This is a genomic window from Spiroplasma endosymbiont of Dioctria linearis (assembly GCF_964030865.1).
In the GTDB taxonomy this organism is placed as follows: domain Bacteria; phylum Bacillota_I; class Bacilli_A; order Mycoplasmatales; family Mycoplasmataceae; genus Spiroplasma_A.
The window spans coordinates 304341-325176 of the sequence record NZ_OZ034984.1 but is presented as its reverse complement, the minus strand read 5'-3'; the positions used below and the strand labels follow the sequence as shown (position 1 = coordinate 325176).

Sequence of the window (20836 nt, the reverse complement as noted above, 5' to 3'; positions counted from 1 at the left end):
GTTAATATTTAATTCTTATCTAATTCATTTCAAACATTTCCATAAAAATTTCATAAACCTTATCTAGGTTATTTTTTTCAGTTGAAGATATTGCTAAAAATTTATCTTCTGTAGCTAAGTTCAAAGTTTGCTTCACTATTTTTTCGTTTTTTACAATATCATTTTTTTTACATTTATCTCTTTTAGTAGCAACTATAAATACCTTTATCTCATGATGTTTAAAAAAATTATACATTTCAATATCATCAATGGTTGGTTTATGACGTAAATCAACTAATTGACAAATAAATTTTAACTCTTCTCTATTAGTTAAATATTCATCCATCATTTTACCAAAAGCTAATTTTTGATCACGATTTACTCTAGCATAACCATAACCTGGAGCATCCACAATTCTAAATTCCCCATTATTGATATCAAAGAAATTTAACAATCTTGTTTTACCAGGTGTTGATGAAGTTTTAGCTAGTTTGTTTTGATTTGTAAGTGCATTTATAAAAGTTGATTTACCAACATTACTTCTACCAATAAAGCACACTTCCTTGATATTATCTTGTAATCAACCACTCTTATTTGCAGCTGATGTAATAAATTTTGCTTGCTTTATCATAATGTTATGTTCTCCACTTTTCAATTATAAAGATAAAATTTTATCAATTTCTTTTAACATTTTTTCAAAGTCTTCTGTTTCTTCAAACATTTCATCTCGTGCTTGTAAGTTAGTATCACTTTTATTTGACATTTCTGATTCGTATAACAATCTAAGTTTCCCTACTAAATCTTCTTGAGTTTCAATTGTTTCTTCTAAAAACTTATTTTGCTCATTTAGATATTTATTACGTAATTTACTTTTACCTTTATTTTCTTTTAATGACTCTAAATAAGCAATCTCAAATTCCATATATTTTTGATAATTTTTGCTTTTCATTGCTTTTTTTGATTTTTCTGAAAATATTTTCTTTTCTTCATTACTTAAGATTTTTTTTAGCATACTTTTACCCCTTATCTTAATTATATTTAATATTATAAAACATTTTATTGACTAAATATGATTTATTTATATTTTATTTTTATTAAAAAATCATATAATTCTAAACTATAATTTAATTTAATAATATCTTCAAAATCATTTTCGTCCTTATAAGTAATGAATATTAGCGTTCTTTTAAGGTTATATTTTATTTCAATAATGCTTTGTAAACTAATAATTTCATTGAATAAAAATAACTGATTGTCATGTTCAAATGCTACTATAGAGTTTTGTTTATTATTTAATATTAGTATATAGATAAGTATTTGAAGAGTATAAATTAAGTAACAAATTGTGAAAGCAAAACCTAGATATTTCATATCTTTAAAGATTAAATTTATAATAAAGAAACCTGTTAATAAAATAAACATTGATATAAAGCCTATAAAAAAATAATATATAAAAAAAATTGATAACTTTTTATTAAAATATCTACTTTCTGATCATAGAGAGCTCATTTTTCTAATTCTATTAAAATAGAAAGCAAAAAAAACTACTAAGGTAATTGAAGTAAGTATGGAAAAAATATAGCCACTTATAACACTCCCGCTTCAAACATTTGAGTAAATCATAATTATTTATCTCCTTTTGTTAATTCATTAATTGTAAGCAATAAATTAAAATCCTCTAATAAGAAAATATATCTATCATCATCCACTTCTAATTCAATAAATTTATTTCAGTTTTTTTTAACATAGATTAGTAAATAATTACAAAATATTACATCTAGCAAATTATATTCAAAATACTGCCTTTTTAATTCAATCATTATTCTCTCATTTGTTATATAAATTGAAGAGCTAATATTTGATTCCTTTAACTCTTTACTATAGTTCTCTTTTGCTTTTTTATTTTTTAACTTAATTTTATGAAACTGTAAATTATTTGCATAATAATAGCATTTCTCATTCTTTGGTAATTTAAACTTAATGGCTACTTCTTTGAGTTCAAATTTTTGTCTTAATTCATCTAATTCTTGCTTTTTTTTAAAATTTTCACTTTTAAAATTTTTATATTTATCTTTAAAAATTAATGCCAAGATTCCTGTTAAAAATACCATTAATAATCACATTAAAACTATAAAAATAATTGCTATATTTTTACTTGTCATAGTTTTAACCCCTTTTTTTTATTTATATTATAACAAGTATAATTTTAAATTTTCACTTTTAAATAGCTCAAAATGGAGCTAATAATATTTAATTTTAATTTCTTTTATCTTATTATGAAAAAAAGGCAATAAAAAAAGTCCAGACCTAAATCTGAACTAAAACTATTTAAGGGTAAAATAATTTTAAATTTAACAACTTGAATTGTTCTAGGTACTTATTTGCTTTTTTCAAAGCATTTTTTACAAGTAGCATTAACTTGTAGCTTCCTGATCCCACCCTTACACCCTTTTGTTTCAATTTAAATTAAAACAAACAAGAAAGCTTGGAGATTTTATTATTTAATAAAATCAGTACTTTTTAAATAATTCTTTTGTTAAATTATATTTTAATATTTGTAAGTATTTAAAACACTTTACAATCTTTATTATTGATTATTTAAATAAATAATCAATAATAAATGGATAACATAAAAGACTTTTTATGATTTTTTAATATTTTTATATTTAAAAAAAGTTTGTAAATATTATTTTTTTTGATATATTTATATTAGCTGTTAATTTGCTAATTTTTATTAACAGCAAAAATATTATAGTTGTTGTAGGCCCTCCCAAGTTTATAATAACTGCAGGGAAATATAATTATTATCATTTTTAATTAAGTCATTTATTTGAATGTATATATACATCAATTAAAATATGACAAATAAGATAATATAAATATATTCCCTTTTTTTTATGAAAATTTTAATTAACTTAAAATGTTTCACTTAAACCTCTATTTTAAAAATAGAGGTTTTTTTTAATTTAGTTATCACCTGTTAAAGTACTTACATAATTAAACAATATATAAAATATCAATCGAAAACGCCATTTTATTATATTCGATATAAGTCAAAATATTTTTTTATCTCCATTGATAGTATTTCTTTTGACATAATTATTTTATTCCTTTTATTTTATTTTGCAATAAAAAAAATAAAAAAAATAAAAAAAATTGTGTTAATAACTTATGATATTTTCCTATTGAATAACTAATAGAAATTTCCCAAAATAATATATGGATGTTTCTAAAATGCAGAGGAAATACTTAAAAATAAATAAAAAGAAAAAAATAGATACGATCAACAATTTAATAATGAATAAAATATCTGAATAAATGACTGCATAAATATTATCTGCCCCATTCTCAGATACTCCTGTTATCTACAAAAATAAGGAAGATATTATTTTGTAATTACTATGAGTAAGGTACTATATACAAATACTTATTCTGAATGACTGCCTCTTGTTGAAGTTCAACAAAATAGTACATTTAAGGGACTATATGAGGACAAAAAAATAAGAAAATACCTAAAAAAATAAGAGCTGTGATGCTTGAAAATATTCAAATTAGCTAATATATAAAAATGCAAAATCTTATTTTTAGGAAATAGTACAAAGCTATTGACATAAAAAATAAAAAAAGCCGTTAAATAACGGCTTAAAAAAGCTTTTCTCAGTTTTTTTATTATTCCTTTAAATTGAGTTTTTGCAACTATTGCTTAATTCAAACTCTTGTAAATTTTCTAATGAGATCTCTATCATGTTTTTTATAGCCTCATCTGTATAACTACCTATATGAGGGGTTATTATAACTCTTGGCGAAAAAGATAGTAATTGTTCATATACTTCAAATGGAAGTTTAGAATTTTTAAAATCCTTAAAAAAAATCTGAGATTCATTTGAAAGTGTATCTAATGCTACACCCTTAAGTTTATTTGTTTTAACTGCTTCCAATAAATCCTCATTATTAATTAATTCTCCTCTTGACATATTCAAAAAGAAAGAACCGTTTTTCATTTTATTAAAGAAATTCTTATTAATAAATTCATTATTTTCTCCTTCAATTAAGGGACAATGGACTATTATTGTGTCACTTTCTTTTGCTATAGTTTCAAAATCAACATAAGTTAAAATATCTTCATTTAACTTATTAGGAAAAACATCATAACCTAGTATTTTTGCTCCCATACCTTTAAATGCTTTTGCAGTTTCCATTCCAATTCTTCCAGTTCCTATTATTCCAATTGTAGAATTTCTAATTTCTTTTGCATACATAAAGTTGTCCACAATAAAATTTTTTTCTTCACTTCTCTTTTGCATATAAAAAATGTTTCTCATCATTCCAATAGCCAGTGAAACAGCAAGTTCACTTACGGCATTTGGTGAGTAAAATGGAACTCTTGCCATTCTAAAACCTAATTCCTTGGCATAATTTAAATCAATATGATTATATCCAACTGTTCTTGTAAGAACATATTGAATTCCATATTCTTTAAACTTATCTAAATTTATTTTATCAGCAATACAATTTGCTCTTAAAATAACTGCATATGCTCCCTTTGCTGTTTTAATATTCTCGTGAGTTAATAATTTTTCTTCTAAAATTAGCTCATAAGTGAACTTATTAGCAACTTCTTTAAATATTGCTCTTTCAGACTCTCTAACACCATAACATACAACTTTTTTAGACATATTTTTTTCTCCTAACTAAACAAATTAGTTGCTGCAATAACTTTAACTATAATAATTCAAAATGGCATCATTATAACAGACATTAATGTTGCTAAAACTGATAAGTTACTAGCAAGAATTTTTTCTTTATCATATGAAATTGCATATGATATAACCACAGAAGCTGGTGGTGCTGCAGTCATTACAACAAGCGCTCCTAGATTTGCTTCTGTAAGAACACTATTACCAGTAATTGCTTTTCCAATTGCTGCATAACCAACCGCCATTAGTAAAATAATTAATGGTGATACTATTACTTTTATAAATGTTGAATACCATACTAGTTTTGACTTAGCTGCGGCTTTTATATCACTTGAAGCTAAACTCATTCCAATAGCTAAATATGCTAAGGGTGTGCAAATTCCAGCAACTAGTTTTAATGTTTTACTAATTGGTGGAAATAAAATATCTATTCTCAAAATAGAATAATTCACTTCACCTTTTTTTAATAAATCAATTCCCGGAATTAATTGTGTAACTCAAATAAATAAACCTACAAAAGTGGCAATTAAAATAGGATTTATAAAAATTGTTTTTAAACTTTTTTTTATTTGAATGTTTCTTTCTTTTTTATTTATTTTCTTTTCCTCAACAGGTAGTTTAGCAAGTTCTAGTTTAAGCTCTTTTTTTTGTTCTCTTGTAAGCGTAACTGCAAGGTTTTTTCGACTCATAATCATTAGTGCTAAACTATATAAAAATATTCTATATGGTACATTGAATAAGTTTCCTGATAGAGTTCCTGCCTTATCAAAAATTGCTCCTACTATTGGTAAACCAAAGAAAGTTGTTGAAGCTAAAGCAACACACATTGCTAAAGTATCTTGAATATCTTTATTGGTTTTTAAAAAAAAGTATCTTGAAGTGAATAGCATAATGGAATAAAATAAAAAACCAATAATTAAAACTCCAAGTTGATTAATAAGATCTTGTACTTTGATATCTATTAAGAATCCATCCAGGGCAAGCGCAGGTAATCCGATTAGCATAACAACTTTTACAAATACTTTATCTCATTCCTTATTAAGGATATTTTTTTTAGTTAATATATAACCCAAAAAAATTACTGCTAAAGTTGACAAAATAGCTCCTCAAAATCCTCAATCGCCAAGTACCTTGACAATGGTTTCTCCAATATTTGTTGACAAATACATAAATTTTACCTTTCTAAAAAATTTTTTACTTTTACTATAAATTAGCAAAATTTTTAACTATTTTTTTGTCCTTAATTATTATTTTATGCTTAACAAATAATTTTATTTTAGTTATTAATTATTTTTATAAATTAAAAAATCTTTTTACTATGGTAAAAAGATTCATTTTCAAATATTTAAAAAATTTAAAATTTATATGGGAAATTGAGTTCTAAAAATTTTTTTCAACCAGGATTTGGTGAATGATTAGGATAAATTTTTCAATATTTCTTTTGAGCATCAAAATAAGAATTAGCTTCTATTATCTTATTTCTTACTAAGTACATAAAAACAATACTTGCACTTCTATTAACTCCTCAAACACAGTGAATATAAATTTTCTTATTTTCTATATTATCTTCAATTTGTTTTATTGCATCCAAAATTAATGACTCATCAATATCTTCAAAGTAAGAATAATCTTCGAAATTATAAAAAATTCTATTACTTTTTTGATCGATTAATTTATTTTCTCCCTCTTTTGGATTTTGATCAAGAAAAATTTCTTGAGCACAACTTAAAATTAATTGTGAATCATTTGGAATACTGTTCATATCTCCAAGATATAAATTTTCAACTATTTTTTTACTCATTATTTTTACCCCTTCTTAAATTCATGCTGGTAAGAATTTTGAGAAAAATTCTGAAGCTGAATCTATAAATAAACAATCAAAATTAGTTACACTTTGAGCTTCAATATTTTTATTTTTAATAATTCTTACACAAATATGTGATTCGTCATCAATAACACTTTCTAACAATAAGATTGGACCCAATTGAATACTTGGAATAATTTCATTTAAACCTAAAATGCTAGGATTTTTTAAATATAAATCAAATAGTTTTTGACTTTCTTCTTCTGATTTATTGCTTAAATCAAGATAAAAGCTTAGTGAGTTTTGATTACTTGCTTTTATTAATCAGTTCCTATTATCAAAAATTATATATAGATTAATAACTTTATAATCATTGTTTCTAAATGAGACCTTATATATCTCTTTTAATTCATCTAAATCTTTTGGCTCATAAAACTCTATTTCACTACAATTACCCTTATTCATTTCCATATTTAATTTCTTCAAAAAATCTGTTTTTTCCATAAATTGTACCTCAATAAAATTATAAATAAAATAACTAGCATTTGACTAGTTATTTTATTTATAATTAAATTTATTTTATATATAGTTAGGTGATATATAAAATACTTGTTAAAAATATAATCTTTCTTTGTTCTTTTTTAATAAGATTGCAATTTATATTGTCTTTTTAAAAAATATCAATTTTAATTTGTGATCTCTTTTTTATTTTAAAAATATATATTAATTCAAATCTAAGTAAATATAAAATTCAAGAAGTTTAAATAATAGTCATTTAACCCTACCTATTCTACGTAAGGCAAATTGATTTTATATCTTCATAATAAAAAAAGAAATAAGTAAGAGCAAATTTAAAACAATTTTGTTAAATATAAAAAAAAATAGATAAGTATAATTTTTTTATAATAAATTTATAGTTTTTTACAGAAATTTCTTTAAAATAATATAAAAGGAATGATATAAATGGATTATAAAAAAAGTTTAAAAAAAATAAAAAAATATCACTATAATTGATTAAATTTTACATTAATGATCCTTCTTTTTCCTATTGTATTAATTTTATCAATTTTATGTTCTATTATTTTTGTACCATACTTGTTTAAGTATACAAGAGAAGGAAAATACAAAAGTGTTGAATTTAACACCTATGAGCACTTACTTTATGATTTAGAAGTTAAAAAAATTAATAATTTTAATATTAAAAAAGAACAAATTAGAGAATTTAATATTGGACCAACTAGTGAGCAAATCAGTGCTCTAATTGTTAAAAATAAAGACTCAAAAAAATGAGTTATTGGACTACACGGTTTTAAAAGAAATAAGTATATGGGTTTAAGAGGAGTTTTTCATCTCTATGAAAAAGGTTATAATATTATTTGCTTTGATGCCTTCGCCCATGGTTCAACTTATGGTAAGTATTCTGATTTTGGACTTACAAATGCAAAAGTACTAAATGAAGTAATTACTTGAATAAAAAACTCATTTGAAGTTGAAGAAATTGGAGTTTTTGGCACAAGTATGGGTGCTACTAGTGCAATATTTTTTGCAAAAAAATACTATGAAAAAAATAAAATAGATTGATTAATTGCTGATTGTCCATTTACTCAAGCTGTTCCACAAATTAGATTCTTTTTACAAAAATATATGATAATCCCTTGATGATTAATGTCATTAGGAATAAATCGTAATTTTAGAAAATATGCTAAAATGAATATTAAAGATGTTAATTTACTAAAAGAAGATAATAATATAAATGATCTAAAAATTTTATTTATTCATGGTAAAAAAGATGATTTCATTTTATATGATAATTCAGTTGTTCTATATTCCTTAAAAAACTTACTTGAAAAAGTCAAATTAAGTCAAATTAAGTTATATGAAAATGCAAATCATTCAAGTTCAATGCATAAAAACTTACAAGATTATATTGATACAACTATTGGTTTTATAAATAATTAAAGGGTTTTTATAAAATTTTTTTTTATAAATTGATTATATATAGAAAAAAAACTTCTTTGCAGAAGTTTTTTTTAGCCATATTAATTAAAATGACATCATTAATAAATTATTTAGAAATTTAACATAAAGCAAGACAATTGTAATATTATTACTAAAACCAAAACCCTATTTAAATAAAAGCTAAATTATATTATTTTGATACTCTTTTTAATGATAACTTAGCTTGGTCTTTGCTTTCATCAACTGAAATAACATATCCATCCATTTGTTGACCTACTGTTACATAGTCAGCTACGTTTGTTACGTAAGCGTCAGCAATTTCTGAAATATGAATAAGACCCTTGTAGATTTTACCATCAATTTCAGCATCACAAAATGCTCCGAAATCGACAATTTTAGTAATAGTAATATTTACAATTGTACCCATGTTTCGTTCTCCTTTACAATAACTATAAACTATTTTTACAAATAAAGGTAGATAAATTAAAAGAAATTTAAAAATAAATACTTTAGTGTGCAAAAATAGCTATTTTATTAAAAAATATCACCATTTTTTGATATTAAATCCTTATATCAGTAAAATGATTTTTTCTTATATCTTTTTAGTTCTTTTAAGTCATTTTCTGTTCTATCTACATAGATAAAACCATAACGCTTTTTAAACCCCTGATGAGAAGATACTAAATCAATTGCACTTCAGGGGTTATATGCAATAACTTCAACACCTTCTGAAATTGCCAATTGCAATTGTTCAATGTGTTGATGATAATAATCAATTCTCATTTGATCATTAACAGTCTCATTTTCAAGTTTTTCTGATAATCCAAGTCCATTTTCAGAGATCATTAATGGTAATTGATATCTTTCATATACCTCTCTTAATGTAATTCTTAAACCAACTGGATCCATTGCTCATCCAAATTCTGTTTTTCCTAGATATTCATTTTTTGAATAGCTAAATAAACCATTAATATCAAACATGGTTTGCTGATCTACTTTAATGGGCTTATTAGTATCTTCTTGATTCTCTTTTACTGTTCCTGATGTATAGTAATTTATTGATAAAAAATCAGGTTTACCTTTTTTAAGAATATCGAGATCATTTTCTAATATTTCTGGCATAAGATTATTATCTAAAAAATACTTTTTAGCAATTGGATTATAATTTCCTCTAACAATGGCATCTAAATAGTATCAATTTCTCATTATACTAGCGTTTTGAGCACTTAAATAGTCCTCTGGCTTCTTAGAATCGGGATATATACAAACATTGTTCAGGGCAGGCCCTATTTTTGCTTGTGTAGAGTATTTTCTTAATAATTCAACTGCTTTAGCTTGAGCAATAAACATATTATGAGATTGCTGATACAATTCTTTTTCATTTACTGCACTTTGTGAACCATTTAAAATAGAAACTTTACTTCCAATCATGATCATTACATTTTGTTCATTAAATGTAATTCAGTATTTTATTTTCTTAGCAAATCGCTTAAACAGTGTCTCAGCGTACTTTAAATAGGCGCTTACTACTAATTCCCTATTATTTCACCCACCTTGTTCTTGTAAAGAGAGAGGTAAATCAAAGTGATATAAAGTTGGAATTGGTTCAATATTATTTTTAATTAGTTCATCAATTAAATTTTCATAAAATTGCAATCCCTTTTCATTAATTTCTCCATCTCCTGTTGGTATTATTCTTGACCAAGCAATTGAAAATCTAAAAGATTTTAAGCCCATTTCTTTAAATAAAGTAATATCTTCTTTATATTTATGATAAAAATCTGATGCAACTTTAAAGTCACTGACATCATCTCCATATTTTTTTATATCTTGAACAGACATCCCCTTATTATCTTCATTATAAGCTCCTTCAGATTGAAATGCTGAAATAGAAGCTCCTCATAGAAAATCCTTAGGAAAATTATTTTTCTTTAATTTCATAATTAATTAACCACCTTTATTTTGATATCTTTTTTTCTTAAATAATCATTGTTAATTTGAGTCAATCCATAATTTATATCTAAAGAATGTATTGCATTAAAATATTGATTATTCAGTTTAACTAAACTGGAAAATTCTAAATCATTTGAAAATTTTATAGTATTTTGAGAGACTAAATCCATAAACTCATCTTGCTTACTATTAAATCATTTTGATTTTTCTTTAACATTTTCTTTAAATAAGTTAATTTCTTTTAACATTTGCTCTTGTTTATTGTTTTTTTCAAAATTTTCAAATGTATTATATAGAGTTTTTATTTTTTCAATTTTTTCATTTTTACGTAATTGTTTTAGCTTTAGAAGATATTTATTTTTTTGTAGTTCGTACTTCTCACTATATTTTTCATAAACAGCTTCTTTTTTATTTAAAATGATTATTTCCTTTTCTAACTCTTTAATGTTTTTTAACTCTTCTTTTGAAAAGAAATTATTTGTTCTTAATAAAAAGACATCTAATTGAGCATTAGCTTCTTTTTTAGTTAGATTATTTCTTTGACAATAAGCATAAACTAATAATTTATTTATCTTTTGAATTTCTTTTAATTCATCAGGTCTTTCTTTATAGATCAATAATGTTACTAAAGCACTTGAAGCAAGAGTTATTAGTAAACACATTGAAAACATAGCTACATTGACAGCTCCACCAGGAATATAACCTGTTATTGAAAATATTCCATAACCTCCTGGAACATACATTTTGACACCAATAATACCAGATATCATTCCCCCAATAGCAGCTCCAATATTTCCGGCCATAAATGGTTTTTGTTTTGGCAAGTTTATTCCATATAATATAGGTTCTGAAACCCCTATTAATCCTGCTGGTATATTAGCAATTCCCATAGCTCTTAATTTAGCATCTTTGGTTCTAATAATTAAACCAATTAAAGCTCCTACTTGTCCATAAACACCATACATTAAACCTGGACTTAATAATTGTGGAATTTGTTGTTGAACTTGTACAGAAATTGGCATTGCAATAGCAATGTGAATTCCAAGAACAACTGCTGGTTGCCAAACAAATGAAAAGATAGCAACCCCAATTCCTAAGGGAAGTAATCCAATTTGATTTACAACATAGCCAATTCCATATTCAACAAGACCTAATGTTGGTCCTACAAAAAAGAATGTTGCGCTTACTATTACAATAAAAGCAAGTGTGTGTCTAAAAATTATATCTACCATTGATGGCATTCAAGTTTTAATTCATTTATCTAATCAATAATATCCAATCATTGCAGCTACACATGGCAATATTGTATTTGCATATGCTTTGATCCCTATTGATACATCTCCTATTTTGAATCAAGTCCAAATAGGAGTTGCATTTTGAAATAGAAATGGATTTGCGATTACTAAACAAATTAGTAAGCCCATTTGAGAATTTCCACCTAAATATCTAATTGTGTTGTATCCAACAAATAATCCTAGAAATTTAAAGGCAACATCTGTAATAATGTAAAAATACTGACTAAAGTGATCAATTTCTTCTAATGAACCAGATGGTCCAGGTTTAACTAAAACTCCAGCTTGAATTAAAATACTTTGAACAGCCATTAGCATTCCCACACCAATAAAAATTGGTAAATTAGGAACCATAACCCCTGCTAAGGCAGCCATAACTCTTTCTTTGAAGGGTCTCTTTACATTAACTGAATTTGTCTCTTTTAAGAGATTGTCATTTAATATAGTAAAGGCTGTAAATACTTTTTGCACCTCTCCACCAATAATTATTTGAAGTTCTTCACCATTTCAATGAGTCCCTTTTACTAAACTTAGTTTCTCTATACTTTCTAAATCAACTTTTGATTTATTTTTAATAATTAATCTAAAACGTGTCATACAGTTATAAAATTTAGAATAATTTGCAGAAGTTCCTACAAATTTATAAATATCTTCTGCTACTTTATCATACTTATTTATAGATATCAGTGCATCTATATTTTTTAAGATATCTTTTTGATTATCTAAATAAAAATAACCAATCTCGTCACCTTTTTTAACACTTTTTAAATTCTCATTTAAAACAAATTTTCAATTCTCTTCAAGATTATCTTCAATAACTATCGGAGTAGCAAGAGAAAGTTTATTTTTCTTTATCATATCAAAATTAACTTCAACAAGTTTATCTTTTAAAGAAACTTGCTTATTAATATCTGTAAAAATTTTAAAAGGTTTTCCTTTTAAATTTACTGTATCTAATCCTATATGAATTAAAACGTTTGGACCATTTTTACATTGTATAAACATTGCATGCTTTGTATTAAAAATCATATTTATACTTGCTTCTTCAAATGGTGAATAAAACGTATTTGATTCTGGTTCTATATAAATACCATCTCCAAGCATTTTTTCACTAAAAACACCATCTTTTAAATCTTCAATTTTGAAAATTTTTCCATCACATGGTGCATAAAATTTTATTTTTTCCATATTATCCTCCAAGTAGTATTATCTCTAAAAATAAAATTAAAAAAAGACCCTTAAGTCTCTTTTCTTTTAAATTAAATTAATTAAAGTAAATTAATAGCTTCATAAAAAAATGCTAATATATAACTCATTGAGATATTTCTATAAATATAATTATTTGGAAATTCCTTTAAATCTAAAATAATTCTATTTTTGTAGGTATTAAGCTTATATTTTTGTGAGTTTGAGCAAAATATAAATACATTTTTATTTATTTTTATAAGTTTTTCATAAATTCTGATTAATATTTCATTACCTTGACCTGCAAAAAAAATAAATATGCTGTCATCAGGTCTTATTTTTTCAAGATATGTATAAAATAAATAATCATTAATTATATTAATAGTACTAATATTATTTAAATTAAATAACTCTACAATCAAATTAGAATAATATTTTAATTGATTAGAACTCAATATATATACTTTATTTTCTTTAATACTACTAAATATTTCAAAAACACTTTCCTTGATTTGATATAAAATACTTAGCCTATTCTTTTCATCTTCTTTGTAAAAATCTACACTTGGATTTATTTGATCTAATAATTCAAATTTTAATAATGAGATTAATTCTCTATAACCCTTTAAGTTAAGTTTTTTGGAAAATACAGTTAGCAAACTTTCAGATACATGAATAGTATCAGCAAATTCCTTTATAGATAAAAAATTATCATTAATATACATTTCTATTAATTTCTTTGCAATTAATGTATCATTTTTATTATCATTATTTTGTGATATTTTAGTTAATTTATCAAAAATCATATTTGCCTTTCTAAATATTATTATTTAATAATATTATAAATATAAAGAAATAACTAGTAACTTTAAATTTTAATGAATTTCATTTTAGAGCATATTGTAAGAAATATACTCAGTTTAAATTTTTTATTAACTAAATTCAGCTTAAACTATATCTTTTTGAAAGTAAATAACAAAATTAAGCATAACTTTTTAGTACATCAATGTGTTTATATACTAATTGCTGTAGATACTTCTTGTTTTTATTATATATATCCCTAAAAAATGCACTAAAATATATTAAATAAAAGCAACTTAAATAGCAATTTACCTTTTTAATGTTACATTTAAAGAAACTTCAAATTCTCCTTTAAAAGTATTAGGTTCATATTTTTTAATAATTTTACTACCGCTTAAATTTCCAGGGCTTTGAAAAAATGTAACTCAAGTTAATGCAAGATAATTAGTTCCAGTACCTGGTTTATCTTTTTTTAAGCTAACTGATATCAATGTTTCATGACTATCTTCTATAAATGTTCTTTCATCATCTTTATAACCTCATGCATTAATAGTATACTCTTCTCCAGTTTTAATATTTTTTAAAGATCAAAATGGTTTTATTATTTTATCCTTATCTTTTGGATTTTTGCTAAAATAATCTTTGTATTGATTTAAAGTTTTTACAGATATTGTTTGTGAATCATTTAAAATTAAATCTAAATCTAAAGTCAATATTTTATTATCCTGAAACTTTAGTAAATCAAAAATTTGATACTCAGTAATAATAAAGAAATCACTTAGAATTTGTCAAGAAGTAAAATATTGATTTTTTTCATATCCAGAAAGAGATATATTTTTATATTCGATATTATCAATTTTAAAATCTCCAATAAATTCAATTTTATATTGTTTATCAATCTTATCATAGATATGAAAATCCAATTTTTGAACTTCTACATTATTTGATATTAGAAGTTTTTTGTAAAAAGTTTTATCAATATTTTTACCAGAACTATCTAATGCTCCAAATTTTGCATCTAGTTCTTCAATATTTAGATCTGTAATATTATTTTCTTTTTTAAATTGTTGTCAATTAATTAAACTTTCTTGCATTTCTTTTCTTCTATCATAACTTTTATTTGGTAAAAGCTCATTTTTATTATCTACTTCAAAATTTGAAGTAGATAATTTTAATATAAACTTATCATTTACTTCTAATAAATTATCATTCTTTTGTACAGTAAATGCACTAACTTCACTTACAGAAGCTAAACTTAAACCAAGTATAGTTAAACTATTTAATAATTTTTTCATTCTGTTGTCTATCCTTTCTTTCAAATTCCCACCCACACCCATATTTTATTTAATATAAATATATTTTATAATAAATAAAATATATTAGTAAAATTATCTAGAGTTTAATGTAAAGTGTAAAATTTTTTTTATAACTTAATATTGCATAATATATATTAATTGTTTTCAATATATACAGAGTTCATTATAATTTTTTTGTAAATCTATATTTTATAACTAAGTGGAATATTATTAAAATATTGATACAGAATAGGATATCTAATTACACAATACTTATAAACTGTTTTTATCTATTTATATCATATTTGAATGTATTATTTAAATTTTACACTTCTGCAAAACTTGTGAGTTTACTATAAAATTATTCCAATCAAGTAAAACTTTTACTATATTGTTTGTAAGACTTTTTTTCACTCAACTCTTAAATGATTCAATTGGAAAATTATATTTGAGTTTTGTCTCATCCAATAATGAGTTAAACTAATACTATTATTAAAACTAAATATTATTTTACTGGAAAATCTTCTTTCAATTCTTTACTGTATTTTGTTTTTTTAAATTTTTACTTTCATTAAAAAAACCAGTAGTAAAACTACTGGTAAACTTAGGTTACCTTTTCTAGGTATTAAGATTTTAATTTAAAAAATAATTTTATGAATTATTATCGTATATTAAAATAATTTAGTTCTAAAAAAGTATTTCTGTTTATTACTTTTTTAAGATATTAACTTAGTCAAATAAAAAATCTCCACTTTCTATTTTAAATGGAGATAAAATTTATAAGTATTTTTAATTTATATTTAATAGTTTCTAAATATTTTATAATTTTATTTTATTTTGACTTTCCAGAGCTTTATGAATTGATTCCATATTTATTGGCAGTTTTATAAGATTTACTAATGGTAAATTATTTTTAATTAAATATAAAAATAAATAGTTAATTTGACGATAAGTCTCTGCTGCAATTACTAGTGAATTTTCATCAGGATCAAACTTAAATGATAATATATTTTCTTGTAATAAATAATTTCTAAAAGATTGAACATCAAAAATATCTTTTATAAAAATTTTATATTTTGAATAAATACCTAAATTTTTTTTTGACCCTTCAAATATTTTTGTTCCTGTTTCCAAAATTACATAATTATCAATTATATCTGAAATTTCGTCAATATTGTGAACAGTAATAATTACAGTTTTACCTTGTTTTTTATAATCTATTAATAAATTTTTAACCTTATTTCTTCAATATGAGTCCAAATTTGCACCAGGTTCATCCATAATAATAATTTCTGGATCTTTTATAAAACATAAAATTAAATTCATACGATTTTTCATTCCTCATGAAAAATCTCTAACTCTTTTTTTTCTATGATCTCAAATATCAAAATACTGCATTCAGTACTTTACTTTTTCATTAATCTTTGACTTTTTAATTCCCATCACTAATCCAGTATCTTTTAGAAAATTAAAAGCTGATATATCATGTAATGAAAAATCCATTTGAGTATAGTACCCTATTACACGATTTGACTTATGATAACTATGTGATTTTCTATTAATATCATTAATAACTATCTTTCCCTTATATTTTTTGATTATTCCTAATAGAGAATTTAAAATCACAGTTTTACCACTACCACTTGATCCAAGTATTGCAGTAATTTTTGATTTATGAATATTAAAACTAATTGGACCTACCTTATTAGTTTTAAATTTTTTTAAATATTTATTAAATGTAATGAAATTTTCCATTTATATCTAACCTCTTTATTGTAAGTCTGCACCATTAAATTTATAGAATGCAATTAGGAATAATATTATAGTAATTGCAAACTGGGCTAGTAAATATCAATATGGTTCAAATCCCTTATCAAATGAAAGTTTATCGATTAAACCATCTTTAACTACTAAGTTATAAGTACTATAAGGTAATAATAAATTCTTTTGTTGATCTAATGAGATATTTGATTTTACATCTGGATCGAATCAAATATCATTATAACTTAGACCTGAGTAATAAGTGTAATTAACAAATAAATTAGATAAAACATTAAAGTGAAAAAAAGTATTGTAAAGAGTTCTTGACTTAATGTACTCACTTCACTCTTTAGAATTTTCATCAACTGTGTAATTAGTTGCAATTACATAATTTGAAGTGTAATTAATAAAATAGTCCTCTAAAATTCTAACTGTAATCATTAAAGGATTATAAAGTGAAGAAAATATTCTATTTGTTTTATCAGGATTGCTATCCATATCTGTTGTAACTATTCTAATTCCATCTTCTTGTTGTATTTTTAGTCCATTTAAATTAATAAAATTATTTTGGTAAATATCTTTTAAATAGGAAGTTTTAAATCCCCTTTTATCTAAGTTGGGATTAGTTCCATTAAGTAACTCTATATAACCATTTTTTTCAGCTTTTCTATTGCCCTGTTCATCAACTGATTCTCAACAAGTACCAATATTATCACAAGAATTTATTTCTATAAAGTCATCAAAGAGATAATAAAAGTTCTGCTGAAAATTTGGAAAATAACTTGTTATATTTTGATTAAATTCATATAACTCTTTTAAAATATTTAACTTATTATAACCATTTTCATCAACTTTATTTTCTTGCTCATTATTAATTTTATTTTCTAATTCCTCAACACTAATAAATTTATATTTTAAATATGTCTCCAATCTAATTTCATCTCCATATTTTCAATCTGAAATTTCAGAATCAAAAGGAACTGATGAAATCTTTGCATCAAATCTTATAGTTAGTGGTTTATCATCAATAATTCCCAGATCATTTCAAATATCTTTTCTACTCTTTATATTTTCTTGTGAACCGATTGTACTTATTCTATATTTATTTTCTAAAAAGTAATCTAGAATATACTTACTCAAATTAGGATATGCAATTCTTGATTTTTCAACATTTGAAACTAAATCAAATGAATTATAAACACTATCAGCTCTTAAAATTACATTACCTTCACTTCCAGAAAAAGAAAAGTTCTTTGTTTTTTCAGAAGTTTTTAAAAATTGGTAAGGTAAAGAGGCAATAAAACTAAAAGCCATTATTAAAGTAATAATAATTATTGTGGCTTGAGGTGAAAGTAAAGACAATAAAAATAGTATAAAATTTGACAATAAAATTACTATTAGAAATAAATAAATTGTGTACACTGTTGAAATTTTAAATACTACTGGACTGCCTAAATTCAATGAAGCAATTATTAAATAGTTTATTGCAAATAATAAAAAACAATAAACTCAAATTACTATATTAGTAACAATAAAAAGCTTTGATCTTTTTAAATGTTGAGTTGAGACTATATTTATTGTTTTATCGCTTTTTTTAATATAAAAGAAATAATTTAATAGTCTCATTGAGATAAGAATTACAATTGCACATGTATGAATGAGTACATAATAGTTGAAAATAATAACTTTCATATCTGATGTTGGAAAGGCCGCTAATACTATTGCAACTAGTAAAGATAAACTTATTGAAATTAAATACATTACCAAAAAAGTTTTTTCTCTAATTATGCTTTTGAATTGATATTTAAAAATAGTAAAAAAGCTTATATTTTTTTTAACATCATTCATAACTATCTCCATTCCTTTTTAAGGATACTTTTGTTTTTTAAAAGCTCATTTAAAATTTAAATTTTCAACTTTTTAAATTTAAATTTTTTAAGCGAATTATTCAGTATTTGATGTACTAATAATTCTTTGTCCACTGGCAAATTGATTGTAATTTACTTCTATTTTAAAATAATCAAATTCAAGATTGATGCTTAATCTAAATTTTTTTGAATAACTTCCATCTTTTGAAAGAGCAATCTCATACTTATTTGTATTGTTTAGATATTTTGCAACATAAGGCATGTCACCACTATCATCTGCACTTCATGAGACATTAAATTTAAAGTTACTTTGCTTTGAACTATTTAAAAGCTGATTTCTATAATCAATTAATGATTGCTTAGTTAAATTTGTATATTCATTAATATTATTTCTTGATCCATATATCCCTAAATCATCTCATGCTTTAAAGACCTTTGAGTTTGCTTTAAAATAAAATAATACTGGTTTATAATTACTATTTGGTGTATATGTTGTTTGAAATACTTGGTTAAAAGCATTTCTTGCAACATTAATATTATTCATTATGTCACTTTCTAACTCTTCTCTTGAAGTTATTGAGTTATTTTTAAAATAACCAAAATCTAAATTTAAATCAGGAATTTCTACATAGATATCTTCATCAATTTTATAAGCCAAATTGGTTAAATTAATTTGTAACATCTTTACAGAAGAATTAATTAAATCAGTCACTTCACTAGTTTGATCTAAATTATTTGAAATACTATTTAATTTATTTTTTACTGCAGTTTTATATTGACTATCAGAAATAGTTTGAGTCTCATTCAAATATGATGAACTACTATCACTATTATTTCTAAAGAAAGCTTCAATAAATTCATTTCCTTTAGCTTCATCATATTTAAATCCACTACTTCTATAAGTTTGGTAAGTGTATACATTATTAAATGAGTTATTTTTTGTTAATTCTAAGTTAAGATCAAATTTAGCTTTAATAAAACGTACAAACTTTTCAATACCCTTTTGACTATTTAAATAACTTAAAATTTCACTATCTGTATTTTCCAAATAAGTTTTACTATTTAAAGTTAATTGATTTGAGTAAATTCTACTTACTTCATCTTTTATAAATTGCTCATTAACATTTGAGTACATATTTTTAATGTTTTTTCCAATGTCAATGTTATCTGTTACAGTAATAATTGCAGGTACTTCTGATATTTTATATTCTTCAATTTGACCTAATTTATTTTTAAAATTAACTGCTATTGAATAATTAAATTTTGTTGTTCCAAATCAAATTACATCAGTAATACTACTTGCTGAATATTTAGTAGATAAATCAATGTTTTCATTTGAAGATACAACTATTTCTTTAAAAACTGAATTAACATCTCCTAAAATTACTGAATATTTTTCTAAATTTTGCAAATTATTAATTTTTGATTTCAATTCATTAACTTCTAAAATACTATAAAAATCATCAATAACATCTTGTCTTATTGAATCATCTGCTTTTTTATTTTTTAAATCTCCCATAAAACTTGAGAACTTCGTTCTTTTAAAGAATTTCAAAGAGTTTTTGTCTTGTTCATCTACTATAAAGAAATTTTTACTTTTTTCTTTAATATGAGTATTAACAATCTCATTAACCTCTTCTTTAAATTGTTTAATTAAAGAATCAATTGAATCCTCTTCTGGTTTATTATAATCATCTTTTTTATTTCCACAAGATATTACAGTGGCACTTGTTGATGCCACCATAGTGATTGCGCTTAATAGACTTAATATTTTTTTCATGTTTTCTCCTTAATTATACCCTTTTAAGAAAAAACAAATAAGTACATAACTTTTTAGTTGTTATATTTTTATATTAATTGAAAAAAAAAAAAAAAAACAATGTATTATTATTAGAAAATTTTATTTGTATCATATAAGTGTTTGGAAAAAATAATGAGTATTAATGGATATTAAAGAATTTTCTTATAGATAATTAAAAACCTAAGATTACCTTTTCTACTGTTAATAAATCTATCAATTATATATAAAAAAATCATACAAATTTGTGTGACTAAAAATATTAACTTTGCTTTATAAGAGACAATATTTTAATTATTATGAAAATACAATAAACACTTTATCATATACATCTCTAACTGCAACAATTATTTGATCTAAGTCAATACAAAAATTAAAATATCTCAAATTTCAATGCATTACTTAATAATTTTGCAAAATTGGATTACCATTTTTTTAATGTTA

General features: G+C 23.1%; 17 protein-coding genes. 1 reads left to right on the top strand and 16 read right to left on the bottom strand.

The window, feature by feature from the left end:
- Positions 1–19: 19 nt before the first annotated feature.
- From yihA to AAHM84_RS01320, 8 genes are all read right to left on the bottom strand, one after another.
- On the bottom strand, positions 20–610 hold the full coding sequence (yihA, locus tag AAHM84_RS01355; protein ID WP_342259120.1) for a ribosome biogenesis GTP-binding protein YihA/YsxC: 591 nt from the start codon (positions 608–610) through the stop codon (positions 20–22).
- Between the two features lie 24 nt (positions 611–634).
- The gene (locus AAHM84_RS01350) at positions 635–991 is read right to left on the bottom strand and encodes a hypothetical protein (RefSeq protein WP_342259119.1); all 357 of its coding nucleotides are present in this window, start codon (positions 989–991) and stop codon (positions 635–637) included.
- A gap of 62 nt (positions 992–1053) precedes the next feature.
- Positions 1054–1401 (bottom strand): hypothetical protein, encoded by a 348-nt coding sequence (locus tag AAHM84_RS01345; protein ID WP_342259118.1) that lies wholly within the window; start codon positions 1399–1401, stop codon positions 1054–1056.
- Between the two features lie 203 nt (positions 1402–1604).
- Positions 1605–2141, bottom strand: a complete 537-nt coding sequence (locus AAHM84_RS01340) for a hypothetical protein (protein ID WP_342259117.1) — start codon at positions 2139–2141, stop codon at positions 1605–1607.
- Between the two features lie 1515 nt (positions 2142–3656).
- Positions 3657–4655, bottom strand: coding sequence for an NAD(P)-dependent oxidoreductase (locus AAHM84_RS01335; RefSeq protein ID WP_342259116.1), 999 nt, complete (start codon positions 4653–4655; stop codon positions 3657–3659).
- A gap of 11 nt (positions 4656–4666) precedes the next feature.
- On the bottom strand, positions 4667–5845 hold the full coding sequence (locus tag AAHM84_RS01330) for an AEC family transporter (RefSeq protein WP_342259115.1): 1179 nt from the start codon (positions 5843–5845) through the stop codon (positions 4667–4669).
- A 185-nt stretch (positions 5846–6030) separates the two neighbouring features.
- Entirely contained in the window at positions 6031–6477 is a 447-nt protein-coding gene (locus tag AAHM84_RS01325) for a dual specificity protein phosphatase (RefSeq protein WP_342259114.1), read from the bottom strand.
- Positions 6478–6492: 15 nt separating this feature from the next.
- Positions 6493–6984: a hypothetical protein gene (locus AAHM84_RS01320; RefSeq protein WP_342259113.1), complete on the bottom strand. Its 492-nt coding sequence runs from the start codon at positions 6982–6984 to the stop codon at positions 6493–6495.
- Positions 6985–7443: 459 nt separating this feature from the next.
- Here AAHM84_RS01320 and AAHM84_RS01315 point away from each other — a divergent pair, with 459 nt between their 5' ends.
- A complete protein-coding gene (locus AAHM84_RS01315) occupies positions 7444–8439 on the top strand; it encodes an alpha/beta hydrolase (protein ID WP_342259112.1) in 996 nt (331 codons plus the stop codon).
- Positions 8440–8629: 190 nt separating this feature from the next.
- On the opposite strand, the gene AAHM84_RS01310 is transcribed toward AAHM84_RS01315, so the two are convergent.
- From AAHM84_RS01310 to AAHM84_RS01275, 8 genes are all read right to left on the bottom strand, one after another.
- The gene (locus AAHM84_RS01310) at positions 8630–8866 is read right to left on the bottom strand and encodes a S1 RNA-binding domain-containing protein (RefSeq protein WP_053946295.1); all 237 of its coding nucleotides are present in this window, start codon (positions 8864–8866) and stop codon (positions 8630–8632) included.
- 107 nt (positions 8867–8973) lie between these two features.
- Complete coding sequence (locus AAHM84_RS01305; RefSeq protein WP_342259111.1) at positions 8974–10380, bottom strand: glycoside hydrolase family 1 protein; 1407 nt, start codon at positions 10378–10380, stop codon at positions 8974–8976.
- A gap of 2 nt (positions 10381–10382) precedes the next feature.
- Positions 10383–12872, bottom strand: a complete 2490-nt coding sequence (locus tag AAHM84_RS01300) for a glucose PTS transporter subunit IIA (protein ID WP_342259110.1) — start codon at positions 12870–12872, stop codon at positions 10383–10385.
- Between the two features lie 80 nt (positions 12873–12952).
- Positions 12953–13675 (bottom strand): hypothetical protein, encoded by a 723-nt coding sequence (locus AAHM84_RS01295; RefSeq protein ID WP_342259109.1) that lies wholly within the window; start codon positions 13673–13675, stop codon positions 12953–12955.
- Between the two features lie 303 nt (positions 13676–13978).
- The gene (locus AAHM84_RS01290) at positions 13979–14965 is read right to left on the bottom strand and encodes a hypothetical protein (protein WP_342259108.1); all 987 of its coding nucleotides are present in this window, start codon (positions 14963–14965) and stop codon (positions 13979–13981) included.
- A gap of 819 nt (positions 14966–15784) precedes the next feature.
- On the bottom strand, positions 15785–16720 hold the full coding sequence (locus AAHM84_RS01285; protein ID WP_342259107.1) for an ABC transporter ATP-binding protein: 936 nt from the start codon (positions 16718–16720) through the stop codon (positions 15785–15787).
- 15 nt (positions 16721–16735) lie between these two features.
- Positions 16736–18574 (bottom strand): hypothetical protein, encoded by a 1839-nt coding sequence (locus AAHM84_RS01280; protein WP_342259106.1) that lies wholly within the window; start codon positions 18572–18574, stop codon positions 16736–16738.
- Between the two features lie 96 nt (positions 18575–18670).
- Positions 18671–20374 (bottom strand): lipoprotein, encoded by a 1704-nt coding sequence (locus AAHM84_RS01275; RefSeq protein ID WP_342259105.1) that lies wholly within the window; start codon positions 20372–20374, stop codon positions 18671–18673.
- Positions 20375–20836 lie beyond the last annotated feature (462 nt).